The sequence below is a fragment of the Streptomyces sp. NPDC056479 genome (assembly GCF_042795335.1).
Lineage (GTDB): Bacteria > Actinomycetota > Actinomycetes > Streptomycetales > Streptomycetaceae > Streptomyces.
Window position 1 is genome coordinate 1,107,605 of the sequence record NZ_JBHTRZ010000001.1, and the last position, 23,026, is coordinate 1,130,630.

21 protein-coding genes and 1 pseudogene are annotated in these 23,026 nt (G+C 69.2%); 17 read left to right on the plus strand and 5 right to left on the minus strand.

Features of this window, described 5'->3' with window-relative positions; translation table 11 throughout:
- Window positions 1-52 precede the first annotated feature (52 nt).
- Entirely contained in the window at window positions 53-505 is a 453-nt protein-coding gene (locus ACFQ6S_RS04915) for a hypothetical protein (protein WP_383403570.1), read from the minus strand.
- Window positions 506-857: 352 nt separating this feature from the next.
- Window positions 858-1,961, minus strand: a complete 1,104-nt coding sequence (locus tag ACFQ6S_RS04920; protein WP_383403573.1) for a LacI family DNA-binding transcriptional regulator — start codon at window positions 1,959-1,961, stop codon at window positions 858-860.
- 260 nt (window positions 1,962-2,221) lie between these two features.
- On the opposite strand from ACFQ6S_RS04920, the gene ACFQ6S_RS04925 reads away from it, so the two are divergent.
- The 4 genes from ACFQ6S_RS04925 to ACFQ6S_RS04940 all read left to right on the plus strand — a co-directional run bounded on the left by ACFQ6S_RS04925 (window position 2,222) and on the right by ACFQ6S_RS04940 (window position 7,352).
- Window positions 2,222-3,583: an extracellular solute-binding protein gene (locus ACFQ6S_RS04925; protein WP_383403575.1), complete on the plus strand. Its 1,362-nt coding sequence runs from the start codon at window positions 2,222-2,224 to the stop codon at window positions 3,581-3,583.
- Window positions 3,584-3,604: 21 nt separating this feature from the next.
- On the plus strand, window positions 3,605-4,555 hold the full coding sequence (locus ACFQ6S_RS04930) for a carbohydrate ABC transporter permease (RefSeq protein ID WP_383403578.1): 951 nt from the start codon (window positions 3,605-3,607) through the stop codon (window positions 4,553-4,555).
- A 2-nt stretch (window positions 4,556-4,557) separates the two neighbouring features.
- Window positions 4,558-5,457 (plus strand): carbohydrate ABC transporter permease, encoded by a 900-nt coding sequence (locus tag ACFQ6S_RS04935; protein WP_383403581.1) that lies wholly within the window; start codon window positions 4,558-4,560, stop codon window positions 5,455-5,457.
- A gap of 65 nt (window positions 5,458-5,522) precedes the next feature.
- Window positions 5,523-7,352 carry a glycoside hydrolase family 2 protein gene (locus tag ACFQ6S_RS04940; RefSeq protein ID WP_383403584.1) on the plus strand — a complete coding sequence of 610 codons (1,830 nt, stop codon included), beginning with the start codon at window positions 5,523-5,525 and terminating at the stop codon, window positions 7,350-7,352.
- A 366-nt stretch (window positions 7,353-7,718) separates the two neighbouring features.
- Here ACFQ6S_RS04940 and ACFQ6S_RS04945 read toward each other — a convergent pair whose 3' ends face one another.
- The gene (locus tag ACFQ6S_RS04945; RefSeq protein WP_383403586.1) at window positions 7,719-7,895 is read right to left on the minus strand and encodes a hypothetical protein; all 177 of its coding nucleotides are present in this window, start codon (window positions 7,893-7,895) and stop codon (window positions 7,719-7,721) included.
- Between the two features lie 223 nt (window positions 7,896-8,118).
- Here ACFQ6S_RS04945 and abc-f point away from each other — a divergent pair, with 223 nt between their 5' ends.
- A complete protein-coding gene (gene abc-f, locus ACFQ6S_RS04950; protein ID WP_383403589.1) occupies window positions 8,119-9,807 on the plus strand; it encodes a ribosomal protection-like ABC-F family protein in 1,689 nt (562 codons plus the stop codon).
- 87 nt (window positions 9,808-9,894) lie between these two features.
- Window positions 9,895-10,045, plus strand: a pseudogene (locus tag ACFQ6S_RS04955) (GNAT family N-acetyltransferase); the annotation flags it as partial.
- A gap of 16 nt (window positions 10,046-10,061) precedes the next feature.
- Here the strand turns inward: ACFQ6S_RS04955 and ACFQ6S_RS04960 are convergent.
- Both ACFQ6S_RS04960 and ACFQ6S_RS04965 read right to left on the minus strand, forming a co-directional pair.
- Window positions 10,062-10,905 (minus strand): IS5 family transposase gene (locus ACFQ6S_RS04960; protein ID WP_383403591.1). Its coding sequence is split into 2 segments (ribosomal slippage): window positions 10,062-10,556 and window positions 10,558-10,905, totalling 843 coding nucleotides; the frame shifts between segments, so codons are not numbered across the junction.
- Between the two features lie 38 nt (window positions 10,906-10,943).
- Window positions 10,944-11,681, minus strand: coding sequence for a hypothetical protein (locus ACFQ6S_RS04965; RefSeq protein WP_383403594.1), 738 nt, complete (start codon window positions 11,679-11,681; stop codon window positions 10,944-10,946).
- A gap of 168 nt (window positions 11,682-11,849) precedes the next feature.
- Between ACFQ6S_RS04965 and ACFQ6S_RS04970 the strand changes: the two genes are divergently transcribed.
- The 11 genes from ACFQ6S_RS04970 (at window position 11,850) to ACFQ6S_RS05020 (ending at window position 22,935) form a co-directional block, all read left to right on the plus strand.
- Entirely contained in the window at window positions 11,850-12,314 is a 465-nt protein-coding gene (locus ACFQ6S_RS04970; RefSeq protein WP_383404328.1) for a cupredoxin domain-containing protein, read from the plus strand.
- Window positions 12,315-12,367: 53 nt separating this feature from the next.
- The gene (locus ACFQ6S_RS04975) at window positions 12,368-12,520 is read left to right on the plus strand and encodes a hypothetical protein (RefSeq protein WP_383403597.1); all 153 of its coding nucleotides are present in this window, start codon (window positions 12,368-12,370) and stop codon (window positions 12,518-12,520) included.
- Between the two features lie 546 nt (window positions 12,521-13,066).
- Complete coding sequence (locus ACFQ6S_RS04980) at window positions 13,067-13,300, plus strand: hypothetical protein (RefSeq protein ID WP_383403599.1); 234 nt, start codon at window positions 13,067-13,069, stop codon at window positions 13,298-13,300.
- A 141-nt stretch (window positions 13,301-13,441) separates the two neighbouring features.
- Entirely contained in the window at window positions 13,442-13,798 is a 357-nt protein-coding gene (locus ACFQ6S_RS04985) for a PRC-barrel domain-containing protein (protein WP_383403602.1), read from the plus strand.
- A 27-nt stretch (window positions 13,799-13,825) separates the two neighbouring features.
- Window positions 13,826-13,993: a hypothetical protein gene (locus ACFQ6S_RS04990; protein ID WP_383403605.1), complete on the plus strand. Its 168-nt coding sequence runs from the start codon at window positions 13,826-13,828 to the stop codon at window positions 13,991-13,993.
- Window positions 13,994-14,318: 325 nt separating this feature from the next.
- Entirely contained in the window at window positions 14,319-15,350 is a 1,032-nt protein-coding gene (locus ACFQ6S_RS04995; protein WP_383403607.1) for a LacI family DNA-binding transcriptional regulator, read from the plus strand.
- Between the two features lie 372 nt (window positions 15,351-15,722).
- On the plus strand, window positions 15,723-16,817 hold the full coding sequence (locus tag ACFQ6S_RS05000) for an ABC transporter substrate-binding protein (protein ID WP_383403610.1): 1,095 nt from the start codon (window positions 15,723-15,725) through the stop codon (window positions 16,815-16,817).
- An 84-nt stretch (window positions 16,818-16,901) separates the two neighbouring features.
- On the plus strand, window positions 16,902-18,461 hold the full coding sequence (locus ACFQ6S_RS05005; protein ID WP_383403613.1) for a sugar ABC transporter ATP-binding protein: 1,560 nt from the start codon (window positions 16,902-16,904) through the stop codon (window positions 18,459-18,461).
- The gene (locus ACFQ6S_RS05010; protein WP_383403615.1) at window positions 18,454-19,416 is read left to right on the plus strand and encodes an ABC transporter permease; all 963 of its coding nucleotides are present in this window, start codon (window positions 18,454-18,456) and stop codon (window positions 19,414-19,416) included. Before ACFQ6S_RS05005 ends, ACFQ6S_RS05010 begins: the two co-directional genes overlap by 8 nt.
- Window positions 19,413-20,447, plus strand: a complete 1,035-nt coding sequence (locus ACFQ6S_RS05015) for an ABC transporter permease (RefSeq protein ID WP_383403618.1) — start codon at window positions 19,413-19,415, stop codon at window positions 20,445-20,447. The genes ACFQ6S_RS05010 and ACFQ6S_RS05015 overlap by 4 nt, the downstream gene beginning before the upstream one ends.
- 127 nt (window positions 20,448-20,574) lie before the next feature.
- On the plus strand, window positions 20,575-22,935 hold the full coding sequence (locus ACFQ6S_RS05020) for an AbfB domain-containing protein (RefSeq protein WP_383403621.1): 2,361 nt from the start codon (window positions 20,575-20,577) through the stop codon (window positions 22,933-22,935).
- The last annotated feature ends 91 nt before the right edge of the window (window positions 22,936-23,026 follow it).

A 23,026-nucleotide genomic window follows, 5' to 3' on the forward strand; every position in this document is an offset into this window, starting at 1 on the left:
GCCTGCTGACGCGTTCGGCGCTGTCCTGAACGCTCCACTGCGGCCGCCCCCTCTAGGTGCGGTCCCCGCCGACCTGATCGACGTCACCGCCGCCGCGCCCCTTCTGGCGGATGCTCTCCCGCATGGGCCGACGGCCGGCCCGGCCGGAGGCGCCGATGCTTCCCGCGGTCTGCCTGACGTTCCCCTTCGTATGTGCCGACTGCCGCACCGTGCGCACCGGCCCAGTGCCGCCGGGTGCACCGGTCTGGGAGGCCCACCAGCCCACCCCGGCCAGCACCCCTGCCGCGACCACCCCCGCCACCGGACCGATCACCTCCCAAGGATCACCCCCGCCCGAGGACAGCACCGCCCAGGGCACCGCGACGGCAAAGAACGCCGCCACCGAGGCCACCACCGCCACCAGCCACCGCAGCACCGCCGCCATGCCGCGACCCCCGTCCACACCGAGCAACACACCCAGGAACACAGCATGGTTGCACGCACCGAACTTCCGGACCACGTCCATCGCACAACCAACCCACCGCGCTGAAGGGACGCACCGACGATGTCGGCGAAGCGGCTTTGGGTGGTGCTGGCTGTGCGTGGACTGCTTGGTCTTGTGGTCTCCTGGACGGCCAGGGGCACCCGTTTGACCGGACCTTCGAAGTCCTGACGCTGTTGGTCGCTGAGGCGGGGTTCAGAAGGTTCCGTGAAATGACGCACCTGGCGGTCATTCGACGCTCGCCTTGATGGAGTGCCAGGCAGGCTAGGACCCTCAAGGTGCCGAGAAACCATGAGACATCGAGCCCTATCGACGATGAGCGCAGAGCCGCTGGTTCCTCTGGCCAGACGTCCCGGACGACCGGAAGTCAGGATGACTACGGCCGAGAGGCTGAATCCATCCCCCCACCGAAACCCTCCGTACTCTCCCGCAACACCAACCGATGCGCCACCACAAGATCCCGAGGCGACCGCACCCCGACCGAGGAGGCATCCGCCAACGAGGCATCCGCCAAGGCGTCGTCCCTCGAGGCGGACCCCGTGGCCTCGTCCATCCGCTGCTGCAGGAGTTCGACGGCGACCCGGGCCACCGCGGCCTTGTCGGGGGCCACGGTGCTCAGCGTGGGGACGCTGAAGCGGCCGGCCTCGACGTCGTCGAAGCCGATGACCGCGACCTCCTCCGGCACCCGGATGCCGTGCTCGTGCAGTGCGCGCAACGCGCCCAGCGCCAACTGGTCGTTGAGGCAGAGCAGTGCGTTGGGGCGGGAGCCCTCGCTCAGCGCCCGGGTCACGGCCTCGGCGCCGTCCGGCATGCGGAAGGACTCGACGGGCAGGAGGGCGGCCGGGTCGTAGGCGATGCCCGCTTCCGCCAGCGCGGCGCGGTAGCCGCGGGTGCGGGCCTCGGCCGTGCCCGGGCGGGTGTCGCTGCGTCCGCCGATGACAAGGATGGAGCGGCGGCCCAGGGTGATCAGGTGCTCGGTGGCCTCCCGCGCGGCCTTCTCGTTGTCGATGGCGACGTGGTCGGCGCCTTCCTCCAGCAGTTCGCCGATCAGCACGGTGGGCGGGGCGTCCGTGCGATCGTGCAGGTCGTCCGGGGTGAGGGCGAGCGGGCTGAGGATGACTCCGTCGACGAAGCTGGAGCCGAATCCGGTCAGCGCCGCCAGCTCGTGCTCGCGATCCGCTCCGGTCTGGTGGATCAGTACCGTCAGCGAGCGCCGCTCGGCCTCGCGGATGACGTGCCGGGCGAGCTCCGCGAAGTACGGGACGTCCAGTTCGGGAACGACGAGAGCGATGATGCCGGTGCGGCCCTGGCGCAGGTGGCGACCGGCGAGGTTCACCTTGTAGCCGAGTTCCTCGATGGCATCGCGGACGGCGCGCCTGGTGCGGTCGGAGACGTGGGTGTAGTCGTTGATGACGTTGGACACCGTCTTCTCCGACACGCCTGCGAGCCGCGCGACGTCCTTGATCCTGGGTCGTGCCACCGGAACCTCCCTGCTCCTCAGCGCTGCTGAGTTTATGTCCCGGCAGGTCGCCGATCGGCAGCGAGACCTCCGGGCTCGTTCGGCCTTCGGTTTCCGGCCTTGCTCCCTGGCCCTTTACAGCCAATGTACATCGATGTAAAAACTAGCCATCGCATCGGCTCGACCGGTGCGCCCCCGCCTGACCCAGGCGGTGGAACACCACGCTCATGGGTGGTCCACCGTCGGTCCGGCATGCGTGTCCGGCTGTCGGAAGGTACGCGATGTTCACCCGCTTCTCTGTCTCGCAACCAGCCCCCGCACCCGGTGCGGCACCTGGCCTCACCCGGCGCCGGCTGCTGCGCCACGGCACCGCCGCCGCAGGTGCGCTGCTCGCCGCCGGCCCGCTGTCCGGCTGCGCCTCACCGGCCGCCGCCGACGCCTCCGCACTGAGCGTCTGGGACCTGTTCCAGGGCGGCGACGGCATGCTGATGGACGACATGATCAAGGCCGTGTCCGAAGGCCCGCAGGGCTTCGAGGTGGAGCGGACGATCCTCGACTGGGGACCGTCGTACTACACCAAGCTGGCCATGTCGGCCGCCGGCGGCCGGGCCTCCGATGTCGCGGTCATGCATCTCTCCCGGCTGGCCGGCTATGCGCCCGGCGGCCTCCTCGACCCTTTCGACCTGGAACTGCTCGCCGAATTCGGCGTCAGCCAGAAGGACTTCGCACCGGCGGTCTGGGCGCGGACGCAGCACGACAGGACGGTGTACGCCATCCCGCTCGACGTCCACCCGTTCATCGTGTTCTACGACAAGGAGGCCGCCGACAAGGCGGGACTCCTCGACACCTCTGGCGAACTTGCCCCGCTGGGCTCCCCGGACGCCCTGCTCGACGCCGGTAAGGCGCTCGCCGAGGCGACCGGGCAGAAGGGCATCCTGTTCGGGCACGTCACCGACACGGCCCAGAACTGGCGGCAGTTCGCCGCCCTCTACGCGCAGACCGGGTCCGCCTTCACCCTGCCGGAAGGCGGGCCCGCGCAGATCGACGTCGACGCGGCGGTACGCGTCGTCACGTTCATGCAGCAGCTCTTCGACGGCCGTACCAACCCCAACAACCTGGACTACAACGGCGCGATGGCCGGCTTCATCGGTGGCCGCGGAGGCATGGTCATGCTGGGGGAGTGGGAACTGCCGACGCTGAAGAAGTCCGGCATCCCGCTCGGCGCCGCGCCCTTCCCGCAGGTCTTCGACAAGCCGGCCGTCTACACGGACAGCCACAGCTTCGTCCTCCCGCATCAGGAGGACCCCGACCCGGCGCGCCGCCGCCAGGCCCACCGGTACGTCGCGGAATTGGTCAAGCAGAGCCTCACCTGGGCGAGCGCCGGCCACATCCCGGCCTATCAGCCCGTGATCGCGGAACCGGAGTACGCCGCCCTCGACCCGCAGTCCTCCTACGCGGACGCCGGAGAGGTGGCGGTGCTCGACCCGCCGAACTGGTTCGCCGGGGCAGCTTCGAACTTCCAGAACCGGATGTGCCAGCCGCTCCAGTCGGCGCTGCTCGGCAACACCTCCGCCGAGAAGGCGGTGCGTCAGATGGTCCGCGAGGCGGACGCGCTGCTCCGGCAGCCCAACCCGGTGGCCTGACGAGCAGAAGGAGTGACCCACGTGACCACCACCGCACCCCCCGGCGCCGACGCCGTGACCGGCCCGGCCGCCGACCGGCCTGGCGGCCGCCGCCGTATCGGCACGAAGAGCCGCCGTACCACTCACGGCCCCGGCCTCGCCTTCGTCGTACCGTTCCTGCTCGTCTTCGTCCTGTTCCTCGTGTGGCCCATCGTGCATGGGCTCTGGATGAGCTTCACCGACAGCTCGCTCGCGCTGCGCGACACGGCCTTCGTCGGCTTCGACAACTACGCCGAGGCGTTCGGCGATCCGGACGTCTGGAGCAGCCTCGGCAACACGGTCGTCTTCACCGTCATCTCCAGTGTTCCGCTGGTGCTGATCGCGCTGGCCATGGCCCTGCTGGTGCACAGCGGCCTCGCCGGGCAATGGGTGTGGCGACTGGCCTTCTTCGCCCCCTACCTGCTGCCCGTGACCGTGGTGACGCTCATCTGGACCTGGCTCTACCAGCCGGAGCTCGGCCTGGCGAACCAGTTCCTCGACACCCTCGGCATGGAGCCCGTCGGCTGGCTGTCCGACGAAGCCGTCGCGATGTGGTCGATCGCCGCTCTCACCGTCTGGTGGACGGTCGGCTTCAACTTCCTGCTCTACCTCGCCGCGCTCCAGTCCCTGCCCTCGACCTCCTACGAGGCCGCCGCGCTGGACGGCGCCGGAGCCTGGCGGCGCCTGTGGTCCATCACCCTGCCGCAACTGCGCAGGACCACCGCGCTGGTCGCCATGCTCCAGATCCTCGCCTCGCTCAAGGTGTTCGACCAGATCTACATCCTCACCAAGGGCGGCCCCAACGCCTCGACCCGGCCGGTCCTGGAGTACGTCTACGACGTCGGCTTCACCGGCTACCGGCTCGGTTACGCCTCCGCCATCTCCTATCTCTTCTTCGCCCTCGTCATCGTCGTCTCGCTCGTGCAGCTGCGTCTCTTCCGCCAGGAGGACTGACCGTGTCCGCCACCGCAACACCCCTTCGCCCGCGGCGCCGTCCCCCCTTGGCAGCTGCCGAATCCTCCCTGCTCCTCGGACACGGCCGGCTGCCGCGCGCCCTGGCCGGCACCGCGCTGGCCGTCCTGGCCGCCGTCTGGCTGCTGCCGTTCGTCTGGGCCGTCGCGACCTCGGTACAGAGCGAGCAGGACGTGGCGTCGCCCGGCCTGTCCCCGATCAAGGGCGCTTTCACGACCGAGGCGTATCAACAGATCCTGGAACGCGGAAACGTCACCGTCTGGGCCTTCAACAGCTTCCTGATCGCCGGGCTGGTCACGCTGATCACGGTCGTCGTCTCCACGCTCGCCGCATACGGCTTCTCGCGCGGCACCTTCCGCGGCCGCCGGACGCTGCTCGCCGTCACCGTCGCCGCCATCCTGGTCCCGCCGCAGCTGCTCGTCGTGCCGCTCTTCGAGCAAATGCTGCTCTTCAACCTGGTGGACACCTACGCGGCGGTCATCCTGCCGCAGGTCGTCGCGCCCATGATGGTCTTCATCCTCAAGCGCTTCTTCGACGGCATCCCCCCTGAGCTGGAGGACGCGGCCCGGATGGACGGGGCATCGGAATTCCGGGTGTTCCTGTCGATCGTGCTCCCGCTGTCCCGGCCGATCGTCGCCGCCGTGGCGATCTTCGTCTTCATCGGGGCGTGGAACAACTTCATGTGGCCGTTCATCGTCACCAACGACCCGGACCTGATGACCCTCCCCGTCGGCCTGGCCACCGTCAAGGACGCCTTCGGCATCCAGTACGCCCAGTCCATGGCCTCCGCGCTGCTGGCGGCCCTGCCACTGATCGTGGTGTTCCTCTGCTTCCAGCGCCGCATCGTCGACTCCGTCGCCACCACCGGCCTCGGCGGTTCCTGACCTCACCCCTCGCCGTACTCAGAGGCCGGCGGCGTCTGGCCGGCCCCCGATCGACTGGAGCATGTGTGCCCACTCACTCCGTACCGCGCCCGGAGTATCCGCGTCCGCAGTTCGTGCGGCGCGACTGGCTCAACCTGAACGGCGCCTGGCAGTTCGAGACCGACCGAGGGGACAGCGGGCTCGAACGCGGCCTGCTCGGCCGCGAGTTGCGCGACGAGATCCTCGTACCCTTCCCACCCGAGTCCGAGCTGTCCGGCATCGGCGACACCGACTTCCTCGAGGCCGTCTGGTACCGACGTGCACTCACCTTGCCCGCCGAATGGGCCGGACGCCGCGTGCTGCTGCACTTCGGCGCCGTAGACCATGACACCACCGTGTGGGCCGACGGCCGCGAGGTCGCCCGGCACCGCGGCGGCTTCACCCCGTTCACCGCCGACCTCGGCGACATCGCGGGCAGCGGTGAGGAGGTCGTCATCACCGTCCGCGCTCGCGACCCCAAGTCCGGCCCGCAGGCACGCGGCAAGCAGGCGATCCAGTACGCCAACCACGACTGCAACTACACCCGCGTGACCGGCATCTGGCAGACCGTCTGGCTGGAGCCCGTCCCCGATCTGCACCTGCGCCGCCCCCGCATCACCCCCGACCTAGCCGGCTCCGCCTTCCACCTCGAACTGTCGATCTCCGGCAGCCGCCCCGGCCACCGCGTACGCGCCGTCCTCAGCGACGCCGACGGCGAGGTGAGCCGCGCCGAGGTCCGCGCCGATCTGGACCTGGCCCCACGCCTGCACCTGCCCGTGCCCGACGACCGGCGCCGCGGATGGAGCCCGCAAGACCCGCATCTGTACGACGTACGCCTCGAACTCCTCGACGCCACAGGCAAGGTGGTCGACAGCGCCGAGAGCTACGCGGGACTACGCTCCGTCGGACTCAGCGGCAAGACCGTCCTGCTCAACGGCAAGCCCGTCTTCCAGCGCCTCGTCCTCGACCAGGGCTGGTACCCCGACGGACTGATGACCGCGCCGACCGACGGGGCGCTGGTCCGGGACATCGAGCTGGCCATGGCGGCCGGGTTCAACGGGGCCCGGCTGCACCAGAAGGTGTTCGAGGAGCGCTTCCTCCACCACGCCGACCGCCTCGGCTACCTGGTCTGGGGCGAGTTCGGCGACTGGGGCTGCGAGATCGGCGGCTCCTCGGGTGACAACCAGCGGCCCGACGCCTCGTACGTCGCCCAGTGGCTGGAGGCCCTCGAACGGGACTACTCCCACCCCTCGATCATCGGCTGGTGCCCGCTCAACGAGACGTACCAGAAGCTCCACGACCGCATCACCCAACTCGACGACGTCACCCGCGCGATGTTCCTGGCCACGAAGGCGATGGACACCACCCGCCCGGTGATCGACGCCTCCGGCTACGCCCATCGCGTCGCCGGGACCGACATCTACGACTCACACCACTACGAGCAGGACCCGGAGACCTTCCGGCAGCTGATGTCGGGCCTAGCCAAGGACGACCCCTTCGTCAACTCCCATGAGGGCGGCGCACCTTACTCCCTTCCCTACGGCGGCCAGCCGTACTTCGTCAGCGAGTTCGGCGGCATCTGGTGGGACCCCGAGGCAGCGGCCGCCCAGTCCGGAGAGGACCGCACCGAGTCCTGGGGCTACGGCGAACGCGTCCGCGACGAGGAGGAGTTCCACGCCCGCTTCAGCGGCCTGACCGAGGTGCTGCTGAACGACCGTGACATGTTCGGCTACTGCTACACCCAGTTGACCGACGTCTTCCAGGAACAGAACGGCATCTACCGCTTCGACCGGGGTCTCAAGCTGGACGTCGACCGCATCAGGGCCGCGCAGCTGCGTCCGGCCGCGATCGAGAACCAGGACGACGATCGGGCCTGATCGCAGGAGATCAGGAGAGGAGAGTGGTGCCACTCCGCCGGACGACGGGGTGGCACCACTCCGGCACTGCCGTCAGGTGACGTCGCCACTCGCGAAATACCCTCGGCAGACCGTGCCTTCGAAGCCGGTCGCGATCTGCAGCGCCTGGCTGCCGTCTGCCTGCGGCGGCATGCCGTCCCGGTTGAGCAGTCGCTGTCCGACCAGCAGGATGCGCCCGGCGGAACCGCCACCCGGCGTGGGTGCCGAGGCGACGGTCGGCGCGGCGTCCGTTCGATGTAAATGGAGCTGATGTCAGCTCTTCGTCGAGGGCGCCCGTGAAGACGCTCCGCCCCCGCTTACCTGACCTGCCACGCCTCACGCTCCCGCTCAGCGCCTGCGCCCCCGCGCCGCCCAGCCGCTACCGATCCCCGCGACATGCAAGGCGAGACACGTGAGCCCGATCAGCATGACGTTGGTGGATGTGAAGACTTCGTTGGTGGATATGTCCGCCGCGTTGATGAGAAAGGCGATGAAGAACAGGACCGCCGCGATGATGCCCAGCACGGTGTGCCTCCTTGGTGAGGGGAATCGACCGATGGTGCCGTTTCTCGCGTATGCCCCCGGCGGACCCCCTCACGCACTGCCTGGCGCCGCGAGTGCGCGGTGAGCGACGCATGGCCACTTGACGAGACGAAACGTATCGTCTAATTTCATCGTCATCGTTGGTCGGCAGTTGCTGTTCCTTCGGCCTGCCACACGATCCTGTTCACCCATCAAAGGACTGCCCTTGCACTCTGCTTCCGTCAGCACCACCGTCACTGCTTCTCCGCTCGCCACGTCTCAGATCGCTCTTGCCGAGGTGACCAAGCGCTACGGCGACCGCATGGTGCTGGACCGCGTGTCTCTCACTGTCCGGCCGGGCGAGAAGGTCGGGATCGTCGGGGACAACGGCTCCGGGAAGTCCACGCTTCTGCGGCTGCTAGCGGGACAGGAGGTGGTCGACAACGGCAGCCTGACCGTCATGGCACCGGGCGGGATCGGCCACCTTCGCCAGACTCTCGATCTGCCCGGCTCGGCGCGCGTGGGCGATGCCGTGGATCACGTACTGGGTGAACTACGCGCCCTGGAGCACCGTATTCGTGTCGCCGAGGCCGCGCTGGGCACGGCCGGCAACGCTGAGTTCGAGCGCTACGCCGCACTGGTGGCCGAGTTCGATGCGCGGGGCGGGCACGGAGCGGATCGCCGGGTCGAGGTGAGCCTGCGCCGGCTCGGCGAGCACGCGCCGCTGGACCGGGGGCGTGTGCTGAGCACCCTCTCCGGAGGGCAGCGCTCCCGTCTCGCACTCGCCGCGACCCTGGCCTTGGCACCCGAACTGCTGCTGCTCGACGAGCCGACCAACGATCTGGACGACGAGGCCGTGGCCTGGCTCGAAGGACAACTTCGGCGTCATCGGGGCACGGTCATCGTGGCCACACACGATCGGGCGTTCCTGGAACGCGTCACCGACACCATCCTGGAAGTGGACCACGATCAGCACACGGTACGGCGCTACGGCGACGGGTACGCCGGCTTTCTCACCGCCAAGGCGGCGGCCCGTGCCCGGTGGGCGTGGGAACACGAGCAATGGCGCAATGAGGTCGCCCGGCAGGAACACCTCGCCGACTCCAGTATCGGAATGCTGGCCGAGATCCCCCGCAAGGGGCCGTGGGCGTTCAGCGGCGCCGGCGCCTTTCGTGCGCGCTCGCGGGCACACGGCGCACAAAGCCGCATCCGGAACGCACGCGAGCGGTTGCAACGGCTGACGGAGAACCCCGTGCCGCCACCTCCGCAGCCGTTAAGTTTCGCAGGCCGGGTCGAAGGCACGCCGACCGCCGAGGAAACACCAACGGCAGCGCACCTGGAAGACGTCCTGGTCAAAGGGCGGTTGTACGTTCCGTCCCTGAAACTCGCTTCTGGAGAACGACTCCTCGTCACCGGCCCCAACGGTGTCGGCAAAAGCACCCTTCTCCAGCTACTGGCAGGGGAATTGACACCCGACGCGGGTATCGTGCGCCGACCGCGCCGGGTTGGATTCCTGCGTCAGCAATGCGCGCCCGACGACGCCTTCGACGCCCGCACGCTGCTCGCGGCATTCGCAGCGGACAGGGTGGGGCAGCCCGACGAGCACGCCGACGCACTCCTTGCGCTCGGCCTGTTCCAGGCCGCCGACCTCTCCGTTCCCGTACGGAACCTGTCCGTCGGGCAGCGCCGCAAGCTCGAACTGGCCCGGCTCGTGACGGACGGCCCACTCGATCTGCTCCTGCTCGACGAGCCGACGAACCACTTGGCCCCCGCACTGGTGGAAGAGATCGAGGCTGCCCTGGCCCGCTACACCGGCACGCTGGTCGTGGTGACGCACGACCGGCTCCTGCGTGAACGCTTCCACGGGCCCCGCCTGGAACTCCCCATGTCCGCTGAGAAGGTGCCCCAGAACTGACGACCTTGGGCCGCCCAACCGTCCGCCGCCCCCGGACGGGCCCGGTCATCGGAGCGCGCATGGACCGTGGAACAGCACGACCTGACCATGCGCCCGATCACCGGGCACGACGAACTCGACCTCTTCTGCCGACTTCCGTGTGCCTTCAACGAGGAATTGGCGGACGATCTCGCAGCCGGCCGGCGTCGGCTGGCGTCGGCCGGAATGGATGTGGGTCGCCCTGCGCGGCGGGCACCTGGGCCCTGTCGTTTGGATCATCGGGCGGACCAGAGGAAGGTGCCTGCGATGTGGAGTCCGGCCAGGTAGATGGTGGCTGTCTTCTCGTAACGGGTGGCGATCCCGCGCCACTGCTTGAGGCGGTTGATGCACCGCTCGACGGTGTTGCGCTGCTTGTAGGTCTCGCGGTCGAAGGCCGGCGGTCTGCCGCCTCGGCTGCCTCGTCGCCGTCGGTGGCCGCGTTGGTCCGCAGGGATGGGGATCACGGCACGGATGCCGCGTCGGCGTAGGTGCTCGCGGATCGCGCGGGACGAATAGGCCTTGTCCGCCAGGACCCCGTCCGGTCTGGTGCGCGGTCGGCCACGTCGGCGGGGAACACGCAGGCGGGCCATGACATCGGTGAAGACCGGTGCTTCGCCTGCCTGTCCGGCGGTGAGGACGAAAGCCAGAGGCCTGCAGCGGGCATCGGCAGCCAGGTGGATCTTCGTGGTCAGTCCGCCGCCGGACCGTCCGATGGCATGGTCGCCGGGTTCACCGGCCGGGCCCCCTTTTGCGGGCCCCGGCCGCATGCTGGTGAGCGCGCACGATCGTGGAGTCCACCGAGACCGCCCAGTCGAGGTCCTCGTCGGCGTCGGCCTGGGCCATCAGCGCGGTGAACACCCGCTCCCAGGTACCGTCGACGGCCCACATCCGCAGCCGGTTGTAGACGCCCAGCCAATTTCCGTACTTCTCCGGCAGGTGCACCCACTGCGTTCCGGTCTGGAACTTGAAGGCGATCGCGTCGATCACCTCCCGGTGATCCGTCCAGCGACCACCCCGTTTGGGCGTCCGGTCCGGGAGCAACGGCTCGATCCGTGCCCACTGCACATCAGGCAACCGCACACCGGACCAACGATCCGATGATCCAAAACGAGACGCCCCTAGTTGTCCCGCGCGTCGAAGTGGGCCGTGGCCAGGACGGAGCCGTCCGCGTTCAGCAGGCTGGCACCAGACACGGTCTCCGGGGCGACCGGCGTGGGGGCTCCCCAGTAGCCCCGGCCGGCGTCGTCGAGGGAAAACTCTCCGATGCGGACCGACGTGCCGTCCGAGCGCTCCAGCCGGCAACTGACCTTCCCGGCCTCCGGGTATTCGTCGTAACCGTTGCGTGAGTCGATGGCCTCGGACTCCTCTTCGGCCTGGGAGCCGGATCGGGACCCGTCCGGGCCGAGGTCGACCGACATGTAGATCCAGCCCGGAGATCCGGTATAGGCGAAGATCCGGCCCACCGGGCGGTGGCCGGGCGTCAGCAGAGACGCTGTGAGAAGGCCGTGCTCCGCGCCGGGGGGCTCCGAACTCGGCGAGGAGGGAGCCGACGCTCCCTCGATGGCCGTACCGACGGCCCAGCCACCGAAACCGCACCCGAGGGCGATCGCGGCGGCGGCCGCGACCGCCACGCCCGCCCGTGGTCGCCGCCGTCGTGCGGGCCGGTTCAGGCGCAACCGGTGCTGGGCGATGTCCTCGGCGAGCTGTGAGTCGTCAACGACAGCTATGGCGATGCCGAAGACCATGCGCTGGAACCGGCGGACGAACGCGAGGGCGCTCTCCGGGGCGCCTGCCGCCATTCCCGCCAGCAGCGCCTCGTCCGAGAGCCGCCCAAGTGGCAGGCCCGATCCGCGCATACCTGTGAATACGGCGAAACTCGCCGAACGGATTCCCCCAGTGCCACGCGGGATCACGGCCCCATTCTCCCGCTTGATGCTGTTTGCCGGAAATCCCCTGGCGCGGCCCGTCCGTACCTCTGGGCAGGACGATTTCTCACGGAGGGCCGAGACATGGCGACGACGCTCATGACGTTCGTGCGTAGGAACGTCGGGCCCGGGCTGGCTGCCGGAGCAGTGGCGGGCATTCTCGTGGCGTGCGGAGGCGGTAACGGCGACGGTGGCGGCTCTTCATCGCCGGCCCCGGAACAGAGTGGCGAGCCGGGAACCACCCAGGTGGACGTCAAGATGACCGACTTCAAGATGGAGCTGTCCGAGACGACGCTGAAAGCGGGTGACTACACCTTCGTCGCCAAGAACGACGGAGACCACGACCACGCCCTGGAGATCGAGGGCTCAGGAACGGAACAGAAGACGCGGACGCTGGAACCCGGGGAGTCGGCGAACCTCACCATCACGCTGAAGGACGGCACGTACGAGGTCTACTGCCCTGTCGACGACCACAAGGGCATGGGCATGAAGACCGAGCTCACCGTGGGCGGCACCGCCTCGACGGACAGCGACACCAACACGTCCGATAGCAATGGCTACTGAGCGCTGTCGACGCGAACCCGGTCAAGCCGGCAGCGGCAAGGGCGACCCCTGGTGTGCGAGTGGTCGCCCTGCACGGCGAGACGGCCTTCCCCCCGGCCTGGCTGGCCGAACTGGAGGGCCGCCCCACGATCCTCGAACTCGCCAGCTGCACGCGCCATGCCCCGCTCGGGTCGGCCGAGAGGAACCGATCCTCGCAGCCGGGCTGATCCGAACGACAGGGCCTAGTGGTCAGGTCCGCCTGGTGGGGCCGGGCCGGAGAGGACACACCGCTTCTCTTGGACATTCTCGATCTCGACGACAGTGCCGCGGCTCCCGACCGCGTGGACATCGGCGGACGACTCCTGCACACCGCCATGGCCAAGACGCTTCCCCCGGGGGATCGGCCCGCCCGACTACAACCGCCTCGTCCCGTCCAACTGATGTGAGAGAGCGGTGACCGAGCGCGTGGTGAAGGACCGAAGATACTGGAGCGAACCGGCGCCGAGCTGTTCGTGGATCGGTTGCGTCTGGAGTGGCGCTCAGGGACACCTCTTCCCCAGCCCAGCGGACAACTGGCGTTCCGGTCAGTCCGTGACTCCGAGGAACTCCTTGCCCTGATGACCCTCGCCATGGACGGGACGCTGGACGCTCACAGCCGGCGCAGCCTGACCCGGATGCCCGCTCGCGAAGCGGCGCTCAGCCACTACTAGGAAGCTCCGCGCCACACGAGCCCGCGGGAATGCTGGCGGGTCGCGATACCCGGCGGTGATCCGGTGGGGTTCGTCATCCCGGCCCGCAACGGCTACAACTCGATCATTGCCTACCTGGCCGTTCTGCCCGCACGCCGCGGCCACGGCTACATCGACGAGATCCTCGCCGAAGGCACCCGCGTCCTCGCCGAGCAGAAGGTCCCGCGCATCCGAACGTCACAGATCTCAGCAACGCTCCGATGGCGAATGCCTTCCAGCGCGCCGGCTACGTCAATTTCGAACGCGCGATCAACATGACCTGGCACTGATCCGGACATCGGGCGGGGAGGCCGCTGGCGGCCTCCCCGGGCGCAGCCCTGCCGGACGCATCGTGACGCATCGTGCAGAGAAGCAGAATGGGGGTACGCGGCCGGAAGGGACGACGAGCGGAGGATCGCGATGTTCGAGGCCGGTGACATCCGAGAGTGGCGCGGTCACGATGTGGTCGACGACAGCGCACACAAGATCGGCAAACTGGAGTCGATCTATGTGGACACCGCTTCCGACGCGCCGTCCTTCGCGACCGTCACGGTCGGCATGCCGACTCGGCACCGCCTGGTGTTCGTTCCGCTCGCCGGAGCCACGGTCGGCCCTGGATACCTGCGGGTCACCTACGCAAAACACCAGGTCAAGGATGCGCCGTCCATCGACATCGACGGAGTCCTGCCGGCCGAGGACGAAGCAGCGGTCTTTGCCCACTACGACCTGGCCTACCGGCCCGGCGCGGAGGGCGAGCGGCGGCTGGCACGCCGCTGACGAACAACGTCGATCCGGGAGGCGGCCATGGCTCTGTTCTTGTTCCTGCTTCTTGTGGCGATAGTGCTCGGATTCATCGGAGTACTCGCCGAGGGTTTGCTCTATCTGCTGATCATCGGGGTGCTCGTGGCCATCGCCGACATCCTCTACGTGGGAATGAAGCTCCGGCGAAGCGGCAGGCGCCCGGTTCGATAGGCCCGTCTGTCCGACGAATGGACGACGCGACCACCGCCCCCGGACTTGCGGAGCGAGGCCGACCCTCAGGTCGACGGGGCCCGAGCGCTCTGTCGCCGACTGCATGGGAGCAAGCGCTTGCGATCAACGGTCAACCCGCCGGACACGAGCGTGTACCGCTCGCGCCGCCCCCTCCCGTCCGGCGCTCCCACAACGCCTTGTCAGCGTGACAACGTCGGATGTATAACGTTGTAAATGTCAGCACCGGGACTCGGCGCCAGGCTCACGGTGACGACACCGTACCCGCACCGACCACCCGAGTCGGGCCGCTTCGAAGGGGAATGCCGTGCGGGTCAGCCTCAAGGACGTCGCCGCCCATGCGGGGGTCTCCATCAAGACCGTCTCCAACGTGGTGAACAACTACCAGCACGTCACCCCCGCCATGCGCGAACGCGTCCAGCGGTCCATCGACGCGCTCGGCTACCGGCCCAACCTGGCCGCCCGGCACCTGCGCAAAGGACGCACGGGCATCATCGCCCTCGCCCTCCCCGAACTCGGCAACCCCTACTTCGCCGAACTGGCCGCCGCCGTCATCGACGCGGCCGCCGCCCACGACTACATCGTGCTGCTGGACCACACCGGCGGACGCCATGAACAGGAGATCCTGGTCAGCCAGGGCTTCCGGGCACGGGTCATCGACGGGCTCATCCTCAGCCCCATCGAGCTGGAGACCGAAGACCTGCGCGACCGGGCGGAGAACGTGCCGCTGGTACTGCTCGGGGAGCGGGACTACGACCTGCCCTACGACCACATCGCCATCGACAACGTCGCCGCGGCCCGCGCCGCCGTCCGGCACCTGGTCGGCCTCGGACGCCGGGAGGTGGCGTTCATAGGAGACCGGCGCGGCCGCAGCGAGCCCGCACAACTGCGCGTGCGCGGTTGGCGCGAGGAACTCACCGCCGCCGGACTACCGGCCGACGACGGACTCGTGGCCACCACCGAGGGGTGGGGGCACGCGGACGGTGCGGCGGCCATGACCCGGATCCTCGAGGCCGGACGGCGTCCCGACGCGATCTTCGCCTACAACGACCCCGTGGCCATCGGCGCGATGCGTGTCCTGCGCGAACATGGACTGCGCGTCCCTGAGGACATCGCGGTCGTCGGCTTCGACGACGTGGTCGAAGGGCGCTTCGGCGCGGTGACGCTCACCTCCGTGTCGCCGGACAAGGAGGCCATCGGCCGGCTCGCGGTCGAGTCGGTGCTCGCCCGGCTGGGCGGTGAGGCTCCTGAACCCCGCAGGGTCTGGGCGGACTACCGCCTGGTCGAGCGGGAGAGCACACTCGGGCGCGGCGCGTCGAAGGGCGAGGCCGAGGGCTGACCCGGGCGTAACCAAGTACGCCGCGAACCCCGTCGGTTGGCCGACCGGCACGGCGGGGTCCTCCGTCGTGCCGCCTGGCCGCGGGCATCTCGCCCGGCCGCGGCAAGGGGTCTGGTCTGCCGAGGTCCCGAGACAGGAACGGGAGTTCGTGGTCGCTGCTAGCGCCGGTCATGAGGCAAGCGCTTGCGTGGCACCCCACCTCCTCGCTGCGCGCAACAGCTGCGCGCACAGGGGGTTTACAGCTTCCTTCCAACGATGTAAAAACCTCTTTGCGACGGGCCCGACAACGTTGCCCGCCGGGGGAGAAGCAACTTTTCCGATGATTCATCAGCTCCCCAATTCCCTTTCAGCGTCGCCCGGATCGGGGTCACCATGCAGCGCACCACTGACCGTCCTCGCCTCCTCGCCCGCCCCGGCGTCGTGGCCCTGGCCGCCGCGGTGGCCTTGACCGCCACCGCCTGCGCGAAGTCCGAGGACGACGCGTCGAAGGACACCCGGTCCCCGGCGGCGGCCGGCGCCGAACAGAAGGTCGTCACGCCGAAGCCGGGCAGCAAGACCTGCGCCATCGATGCCTACGGTGCCCAGAAGCTGGACCTGAAGAACGCGACGGTGGGCTTCTCGCAATCGGAGAAGGAGGCCAATCCGTTCCGCATCGCCGAGACCCAGTCCATCAAGGACGAGGCCGAGAAGCGGGGCGTCAAGTTGCTGACGGCCAACGCCCAGTCGCAGTTCTCCAAGCAGATCAGCGACGTCCAGGACCTGCTCGCCAAGGGCGCCGACCTGCTGGTGATCGCCCCGCTCAACTCCGACGGCTGGGACCCGGTGCTCCAGGCCGCGGCCGCCAAGAAGGTCCCGATCGTCACGATCGACCGGAAGATCAACGCCACCGCCTGCAAGGACTATGTCTCCTTCATAGCCTCGGACTTCGTCGAGCAGGGCCGGCGCGCCGCCGACCAGATGATCGAGGCCACCGGCGGCAAGGGCGAGGTCGCCATCCTCCTCGGCTCGGCCGGGAACAACGTCACCACCGAGCGCACCCAGGGCTTCAAGGAGCGGATCGCCGAGAAGGCGCCGGAGTTGAAGGTGGTGTTCGAGCAGACCGGTGAGTTCGCCCGCGAGAAGGGCCAGCAGGTCACCGAGCAGCTCATCCAGTCGAAGCCCGGTATCAAGGGCATCTACGCCGAGAACGACGAGATGGGGCTCGGCGCGGTGGCCGCCCTCAAGGGCGCCGGCAAGAAGGCGGGCGACGTCAAGATCGTCACGGTCGACGGCACCCGCAACGCCGTCCAGGGCATCGTGGACGGCTGGATCAGCGGCGTCATCGAGTCCAACCCCCGGTTCGGACCACTGGCGTTCCAGACCCTGGACACCTTCACCAAGGGCGAGAAGGTCCCGCAGGACATCATCATCCAGGACAGCGCCTACACCGCGGGCAACGCGAAGACGGACATCACCAAGGCGTACTGACCCCATGGGGGCACGGGCAACCGTGCCCCCATCGCCTTCCCCGCACCACGTTCCGCACGCACCCTTCTCTTCCTGGAGGCACAGGTGGCACCCCCCGCCGAAGTCCTCGCCGTCCGCGGACTGAGCAAGACCTTCCCCGGCGTACGGGCCCTGGACGACGTGGACCTGACCCTGCACGCCGGAGAGGTCCACGCCCTGATCGGCGAGAACGGCGCCGGCAAGTCGACCCTCATCAAGCTCCTCACCGGCGTGTACCGGCCGGACGCCGGCGACATCACCTTCCAGGGCCGCAAGGTCTCCTTCGCCACGCCCCTGGAGGCACAGAAGGCGGGCATCTCGACCATCTACCAAGAGGTCAACCTGATCCCGCTGCTCAGCGTGGCCCGCAATCTCTTCCTGGGCCGGGAACCGCGCAACCGCTTCGGCGTCCTGGACATCGCCCGCATGAACCGGGAGGCCGAGGAGACCCTGCGCGGCTACGGCGTCCAGGTCGACGTCCGCCGACCGCTGCGCACCCTCGGGGTCGGCGCCCAGCAGATGGTGGCCCTGGCCCGTGCCGTGGCCACCGACGCGCGCATCGTCATCATGGACGAACCGACATCCTCCCTCGAACCACGCGAGGTCGAGACCCTGTTCTCGGTCATCCGGCGCCTGCGCGACGCGGGCATCGCCGTCGTGTACGTCAGCCACCGCCTCGACGAGCTCTACGCCGTGTGTGACACGGTCACGGTGCTCCGCGACGGCCGGCGTGTCCACCACGGCCGCCTGGCCGACCTCGACCGCCTCGCCCTGGTGTCCACGATGCTCGGCCGGGACCTCGGCGAGGTCCGCGAGGAAGGTCTCACCAAGTTCACCGGTGACCACGAGGCGACCGACACCCAACCCGTGCTGGACGCCAGGGAACTGACGGTGCCGCACAAGCTGCACCAAGTGTCTTTGAGTATCCGTCCGGGCGAGGTCGTCGGCCTGGGAGGGCTGCTCGGCTCCGGACGAACCGAGACTGCGAAGGCCATCTCCGGTGCCCTGCCCGTCCGTTCGGGTCGTGTCAAGGTCGCCGGCGTCCCGCTGCGCGGCGGTTCGGCACCGGCCGCCATCCGGGCGGGTGTCAGCCTGCTGCCGGAGGACCGCAAGAGCGAGGGCATCGTCCCCGGCCTTTCGGTCCGGGAGAACATCGCGCTCGCCGTCCTGCCCCGGCTCTCCCGCTTCGGCCTCGTCTCCGAGACCCGCGTAGACAGCGTCGTCGACACCTTCATCAAGCGCCTGCGCATCAAGGCATCCTCGCCCCACCAGAAGGTCGGCGAACTCTCCGGCGGCAACCAGCAGAAGGTGCTGCTCGCCCGCTGGCTCGCCATGAACCCCAAGGTGCTGCTGCTCGACGAGCCCACGCGCGGCATCGACGTCGGCGCCAAGGCGGAGGTCCAGAAACTCGTGGACGAACTGGCCGCCGACGGCCTGGGCGTCCTCCTCATCTCCTCCGACCTGGAGGAGCTGATCGAAGGGTCCGACCGCGTGGTCGTACTGAAGGACGGTGCCGTCGTCGGCGAACTGACCAGGGACGACGTCACCGAGGACAAGCTGATGCGCACCATCGCCGGAGACGCCGCGGTGGAGCACCTGGCCAAGGAGGTGGCCACCGATGGCTGAGGCCACCCTCCGCACCGCCCCGCTGGACAAGACCCGCCTGCTCCAGTGGCTGCAGACCTACGGCGTCTACGCGGGCGTGGCGGCGCTGCTCGTCGTCAACACCGTCATCACCCCGCACTTCCTCTCCGCCGAGAACTTCCGCACCCAGGCCGTCCAGGTCGCCCCCGTCATCATCGTCGCCCTCGGCATGGCCCTGGTCATCGGCACGGAGGGCGTCGACCTGTCGGTCGGTGCCGTGATGGCACTGGCGGCCTCCGTCACCGCGCTCTACCTCGGCTACGGACTCCTGCCCGCGCTGCTCGTGGTCGCGCTCTTCGCCGCCGGGGTCGGACTGGCCAACGGCGCGTTGGTCGCGCTCGTCGGCGTTCAACCCATCGTCGCGACCCTGGCCCTCATGGTCGGCGGCCGGGGCCTCGCCCTGGTGCTGCTGCCCCAGCTGGAGGACCTGCGCAACCCCTCCCTGGCCTCCCTCGGTTCGGGCGACATCCTCGGCATCCCGTACCTGATCCTGATCGCCGCGGTCCTGGCCGTGCTCGTGGCCTTCGTGGTGCGCCGCACCACCTTCGGGCGCCAGCTCCTCGCCATCGGCGACAGCCGCCCGGCCGCGCAGCTCGCCGGCCTGCCGGTGCGACGCGTGCTGATCATCGTGTACGTCGTCTGCGCGCTGCTCGCCGCCGTCGCGGGCGTGCTCGCGACCGCCCGCCTCCAGGCCAGCGACCCGACCTCGCTCGGCAATCTGATGGAGCTCTCGGCGATCACGGCGGTCGTCGTCGGCGGCACCCCACTGACCGGCGGCCGGGTCAACATCGCCGGCACCGTGGCGGGAGCCGTCCTCATCCAACTGCTCACCGCCACCCTCATCAAGCACGATCTGCCGCCCTCCTGGACCCAGATCGCCCAGGCCATAGTGATCGTCGCCGCCGTCTACGCGGCACGGGGACGGGGGAGGCGATGACCGTCACGAAAGCGGACGCGCCCGTGACCACTGCGAGCAACGAGCCGACGGGGGAGACCGAACCGGTCGGCTCCGCCCGCTCCGAGAGGCTGAGCGCCCTGATCCAGCAGCACGGCGCGCTGGCCGTGCTGGTGCTCGTCTCCCTGGTGGCGTCGTTCTCCTTCGACGCCTTCGCCACCGGCGACAACGTCAGCAACATGGCGACCAGTTCGGCCTTCCTGGCGATCGTCGCCCTAGGCATGACGTTCGTGATCATCACCGGCGGCATCGACCTCTCGGTCGGCTCGCTGTTCGCCCTCGGCGGCGTCCTGGCGGCCTGGGGATCACGCCACGGCACCCTGGTGGCCCTGCTTATGCCGCTGGCGGTATGCGGACTGATCGGAGTCGTCAACGGCCTGCTCGTCGCCCGCTCCCGACTCGCCCCCTTCATCGTCACGCTGGCCGCCATGCTGGGCGCGCGCGGCCTGCTGCTCGCCATCACCGACGAGGGCGCGGACACCTTCCTGATCGGCAAGGGCTCGTTCCTCGCCGAGTTGGGCCAGGGCACCACCCTGGGCCTCGGCAACCCGGTGTGGATCACCCTGGCCCTCTTCATCGCGGGCGCCGTGGTCCTGCGCCGCACCCGCTTCGGACAACATGTGTACGCCGTCGGCGGCAACGAGGACGCGGCGGCCCTGATGGGCGCCCCCGTGGCCCGCACCAAGATCCTCGTCTACACCCTGTCCGGGCTCCTCGCCGGGCTGGCCGGTGCGCTCAACGCCGCCTGGCTCGCCTCCGGCGTCACCATCCTCGGCAACGGCATGGAACTGGAGGCCATCTCCGCCGTGGTCATCGGCGGGACCCTGCTGACCGGCGGCCTCGGCTACGTCAGCGGTTCCCTGGTCGGCGTACTGCTGCTGAAGGTCATCCAGAACGTCATCAACCAGATCGGCTCCCTCGACTCCTCCTACCAGCAGGTCGTCAGCGGCGCCTTCCTCGCCGTCGTCGTGATCGCCCAGACCTGGCTGGGCCGCAGACGGCAACTCATGTGACCAGCCCCGGACCCGGCGGCAGAGCCCCAGACGGCCCGGCCGCCGAGTCCGGTTCCGGGCGGCCGGACTCCCCTCCGGCCGCCACCCGCACGCGCACGTCTCCCACCCCACGATTCAAGGAGGCACGATGCGTCGAGTACCCGCAGGCCGACGGCCGTTCGCCTGGCTGAGACGACGAGCGCGGTGGGCGACCACCGCGCTCGCCGCGCTCACCCTGGTCGCCGGCACGGCACTGACGGCCACCGCTTCCGCGGCCGCCGCACCCCGGGCGTGGACACCCAAGCCGTCCCCCATGACCACCCCATGGACCAACCAGGTCCCCACCGACAACCCGCTCCCGGAATACCCCCGCCCCCAGCTGACCCGTCCCGACTGGGCCAATCTCAACGGCATCTGGGACTTCGCCGTCACCTCGGCGGACGCCGGACAGCCGGTGACCTTCACAGAGCAGATCCGGGTCCCGTTCGCCGCCGAGTCCGCGCTCTCCGGGATCCAGCGCAAGATCACCCAGAACGACAGGCTCTGGTACAAGCGCACCTTCACCGCCCCGTCGAACTGGAACGGCCGCCGCGTCCAGCTCAACTTCGGCGCCAGCGACTGGCGTACGACCGTATGGGTCAACGGCCGTCAGGCAGGAGCCACCCACAGCGGCGGCTTCGACGCCTTCTCCTACGACGTCACCGACCTCCTCAACGGCGGCACCAACACGATCGTCGTCTCCGTCTGGGACCCCACCGAGACCGGCGGCCAGGCGGTCGGCAAGCAGCGGATCCGCGACGTCGCCCCACACCCCGGCGGCGGCATCTTCTACACGGCAGCCTCCGGCATCTGGCAGACCGTGTGGCTCGAACCCACGGCCCCCGCGCACATCACCCGCCTCGACATGGTGCCGGACCCTGCGAACAACCGCCTCAAGGTCACCGTCCGAGGAACCGGAACAAACGGCCACCAGGCCCGCGTCACCGTCTCCACCGGCGGCACCACGATCGGCACCGCCACCGGCCCGGTAGGCACCGAGTTCACCGTGCCCGTCCCGAACCCGCACCTGTGGACCCCGGAGGACCCCTTCCTCTACGACGTGAAGGCCGACCTGCTCTCCGTCGGCACGACCGTCGACTCCGTCGGCAGCTACACCGGCATGCGCTCCATCGGCATCGCCCGCGTCGACGGCGTCCTCCGCCCCGTCCTCAACGGCAAGTTCGTCTTCCAGACCGGCGCCCTCGACCAGGGGTACTGGCCGGACGGCATCTACACCGCGCCCACCGACGCCGCCCTGCGCCACGACCTCCAGAAGCACAAGGACCTCGGCTTCAACATGGTCCGCAAGCACATCAAGGTCGAGCCGCAGCGCTGGTTCTACTGGGCCGACCGGCTCGGACTGCTGGTCTGGCAGGACATGCCTTCCATGGAACACACCCCCGACGCCGCGGCCCGCACCCAGTGGGAGGCCGAGTACGACCGCATCATCGACCAGCACCGCAGCTCACCGTCCCTGGTCATGTGGGTCAACCAGAACGAGGGCTGGGGCCAGTACGACCAGGCCCGCATCGCCGACAAGGTCAAGGCCTACGACCCCTCACGCCTGGTCGACAACATGAGCGGCGTCAACTGCTGCGGCGCCGTCGACGGCGGCAACGGCGACGTAGTCGACCATCACGTATATGTCGGCCCCGGCACCACCGTGCCCAGCGCCACCCGGGCCGCCGTCCTCGGCGAGTTCGGCGGACTCGGCTTCAAGGCCGCCGGCCACGAGTGGTACCCCGGCGGCGGCTTCAGCTACGAGGACCAGCCCGACCTCGCCCACCTCAACAACCGCTTCGTGGGCCTCATCGACGCGATCCGCGAGGTACGCATGTCCCGAGGCCTGTCCGCGTCGGTCTACACCGAGATCACCGACGTCGAGAACGAGGTCAACGGCCTGCTCACCTACGACCGTCAGGTGGTCAAGGTCGACGAGGCCCGGGTACGAGCGGCCAACCTCGCCCTCATCGACGCCTCCCGCGGATCGACGGCCCCCATCACCCTGCCCACGAACCAGTACAGGTCCCTGCGCGTGACGACCCCCGGCTACACCGACCGGTACATGCGCCACAAGGACGGAGCGGTCTTCACGGAGGTGGTGAGCAGCGGCAGCGACGCCCTGCTGAAGAACGACGCCACCTGGAAGATCGTCCTCGGCCTCGCCAACAGCTCCTGCTACAGCTTCGAATCGCGCAACTACCCCGGCGAGTACCTGCGCCACCGCGAGTTCCGCGTCTACAAGGAGGCCGGCAGCGGCGACCTGTACCGGGCGGACGCCACCTTCTGCCCCGTCAGGGGCGCGAACGGGGGAGTGCGGCTCTCCGCCTACAACTACCCGGAGCAATACCTGCGCCACTACAACGCCGAGTTGTGGCTAGCCACGCCAGGCGGCACCCACACCTGGGACAACTCTGCCCTCTTCACGGAGGACACCACGTGGGCCGTCGAGTCCCCGTGGGCGCCGTGAACCGGGCGCGGTGAACGGAGCCGTAGGGGCGGGGGGGGGGGGGGGGGAAGGGAGAACCCCCCCCCCCCACCCCCCCCCCCCCCCCCCGCCA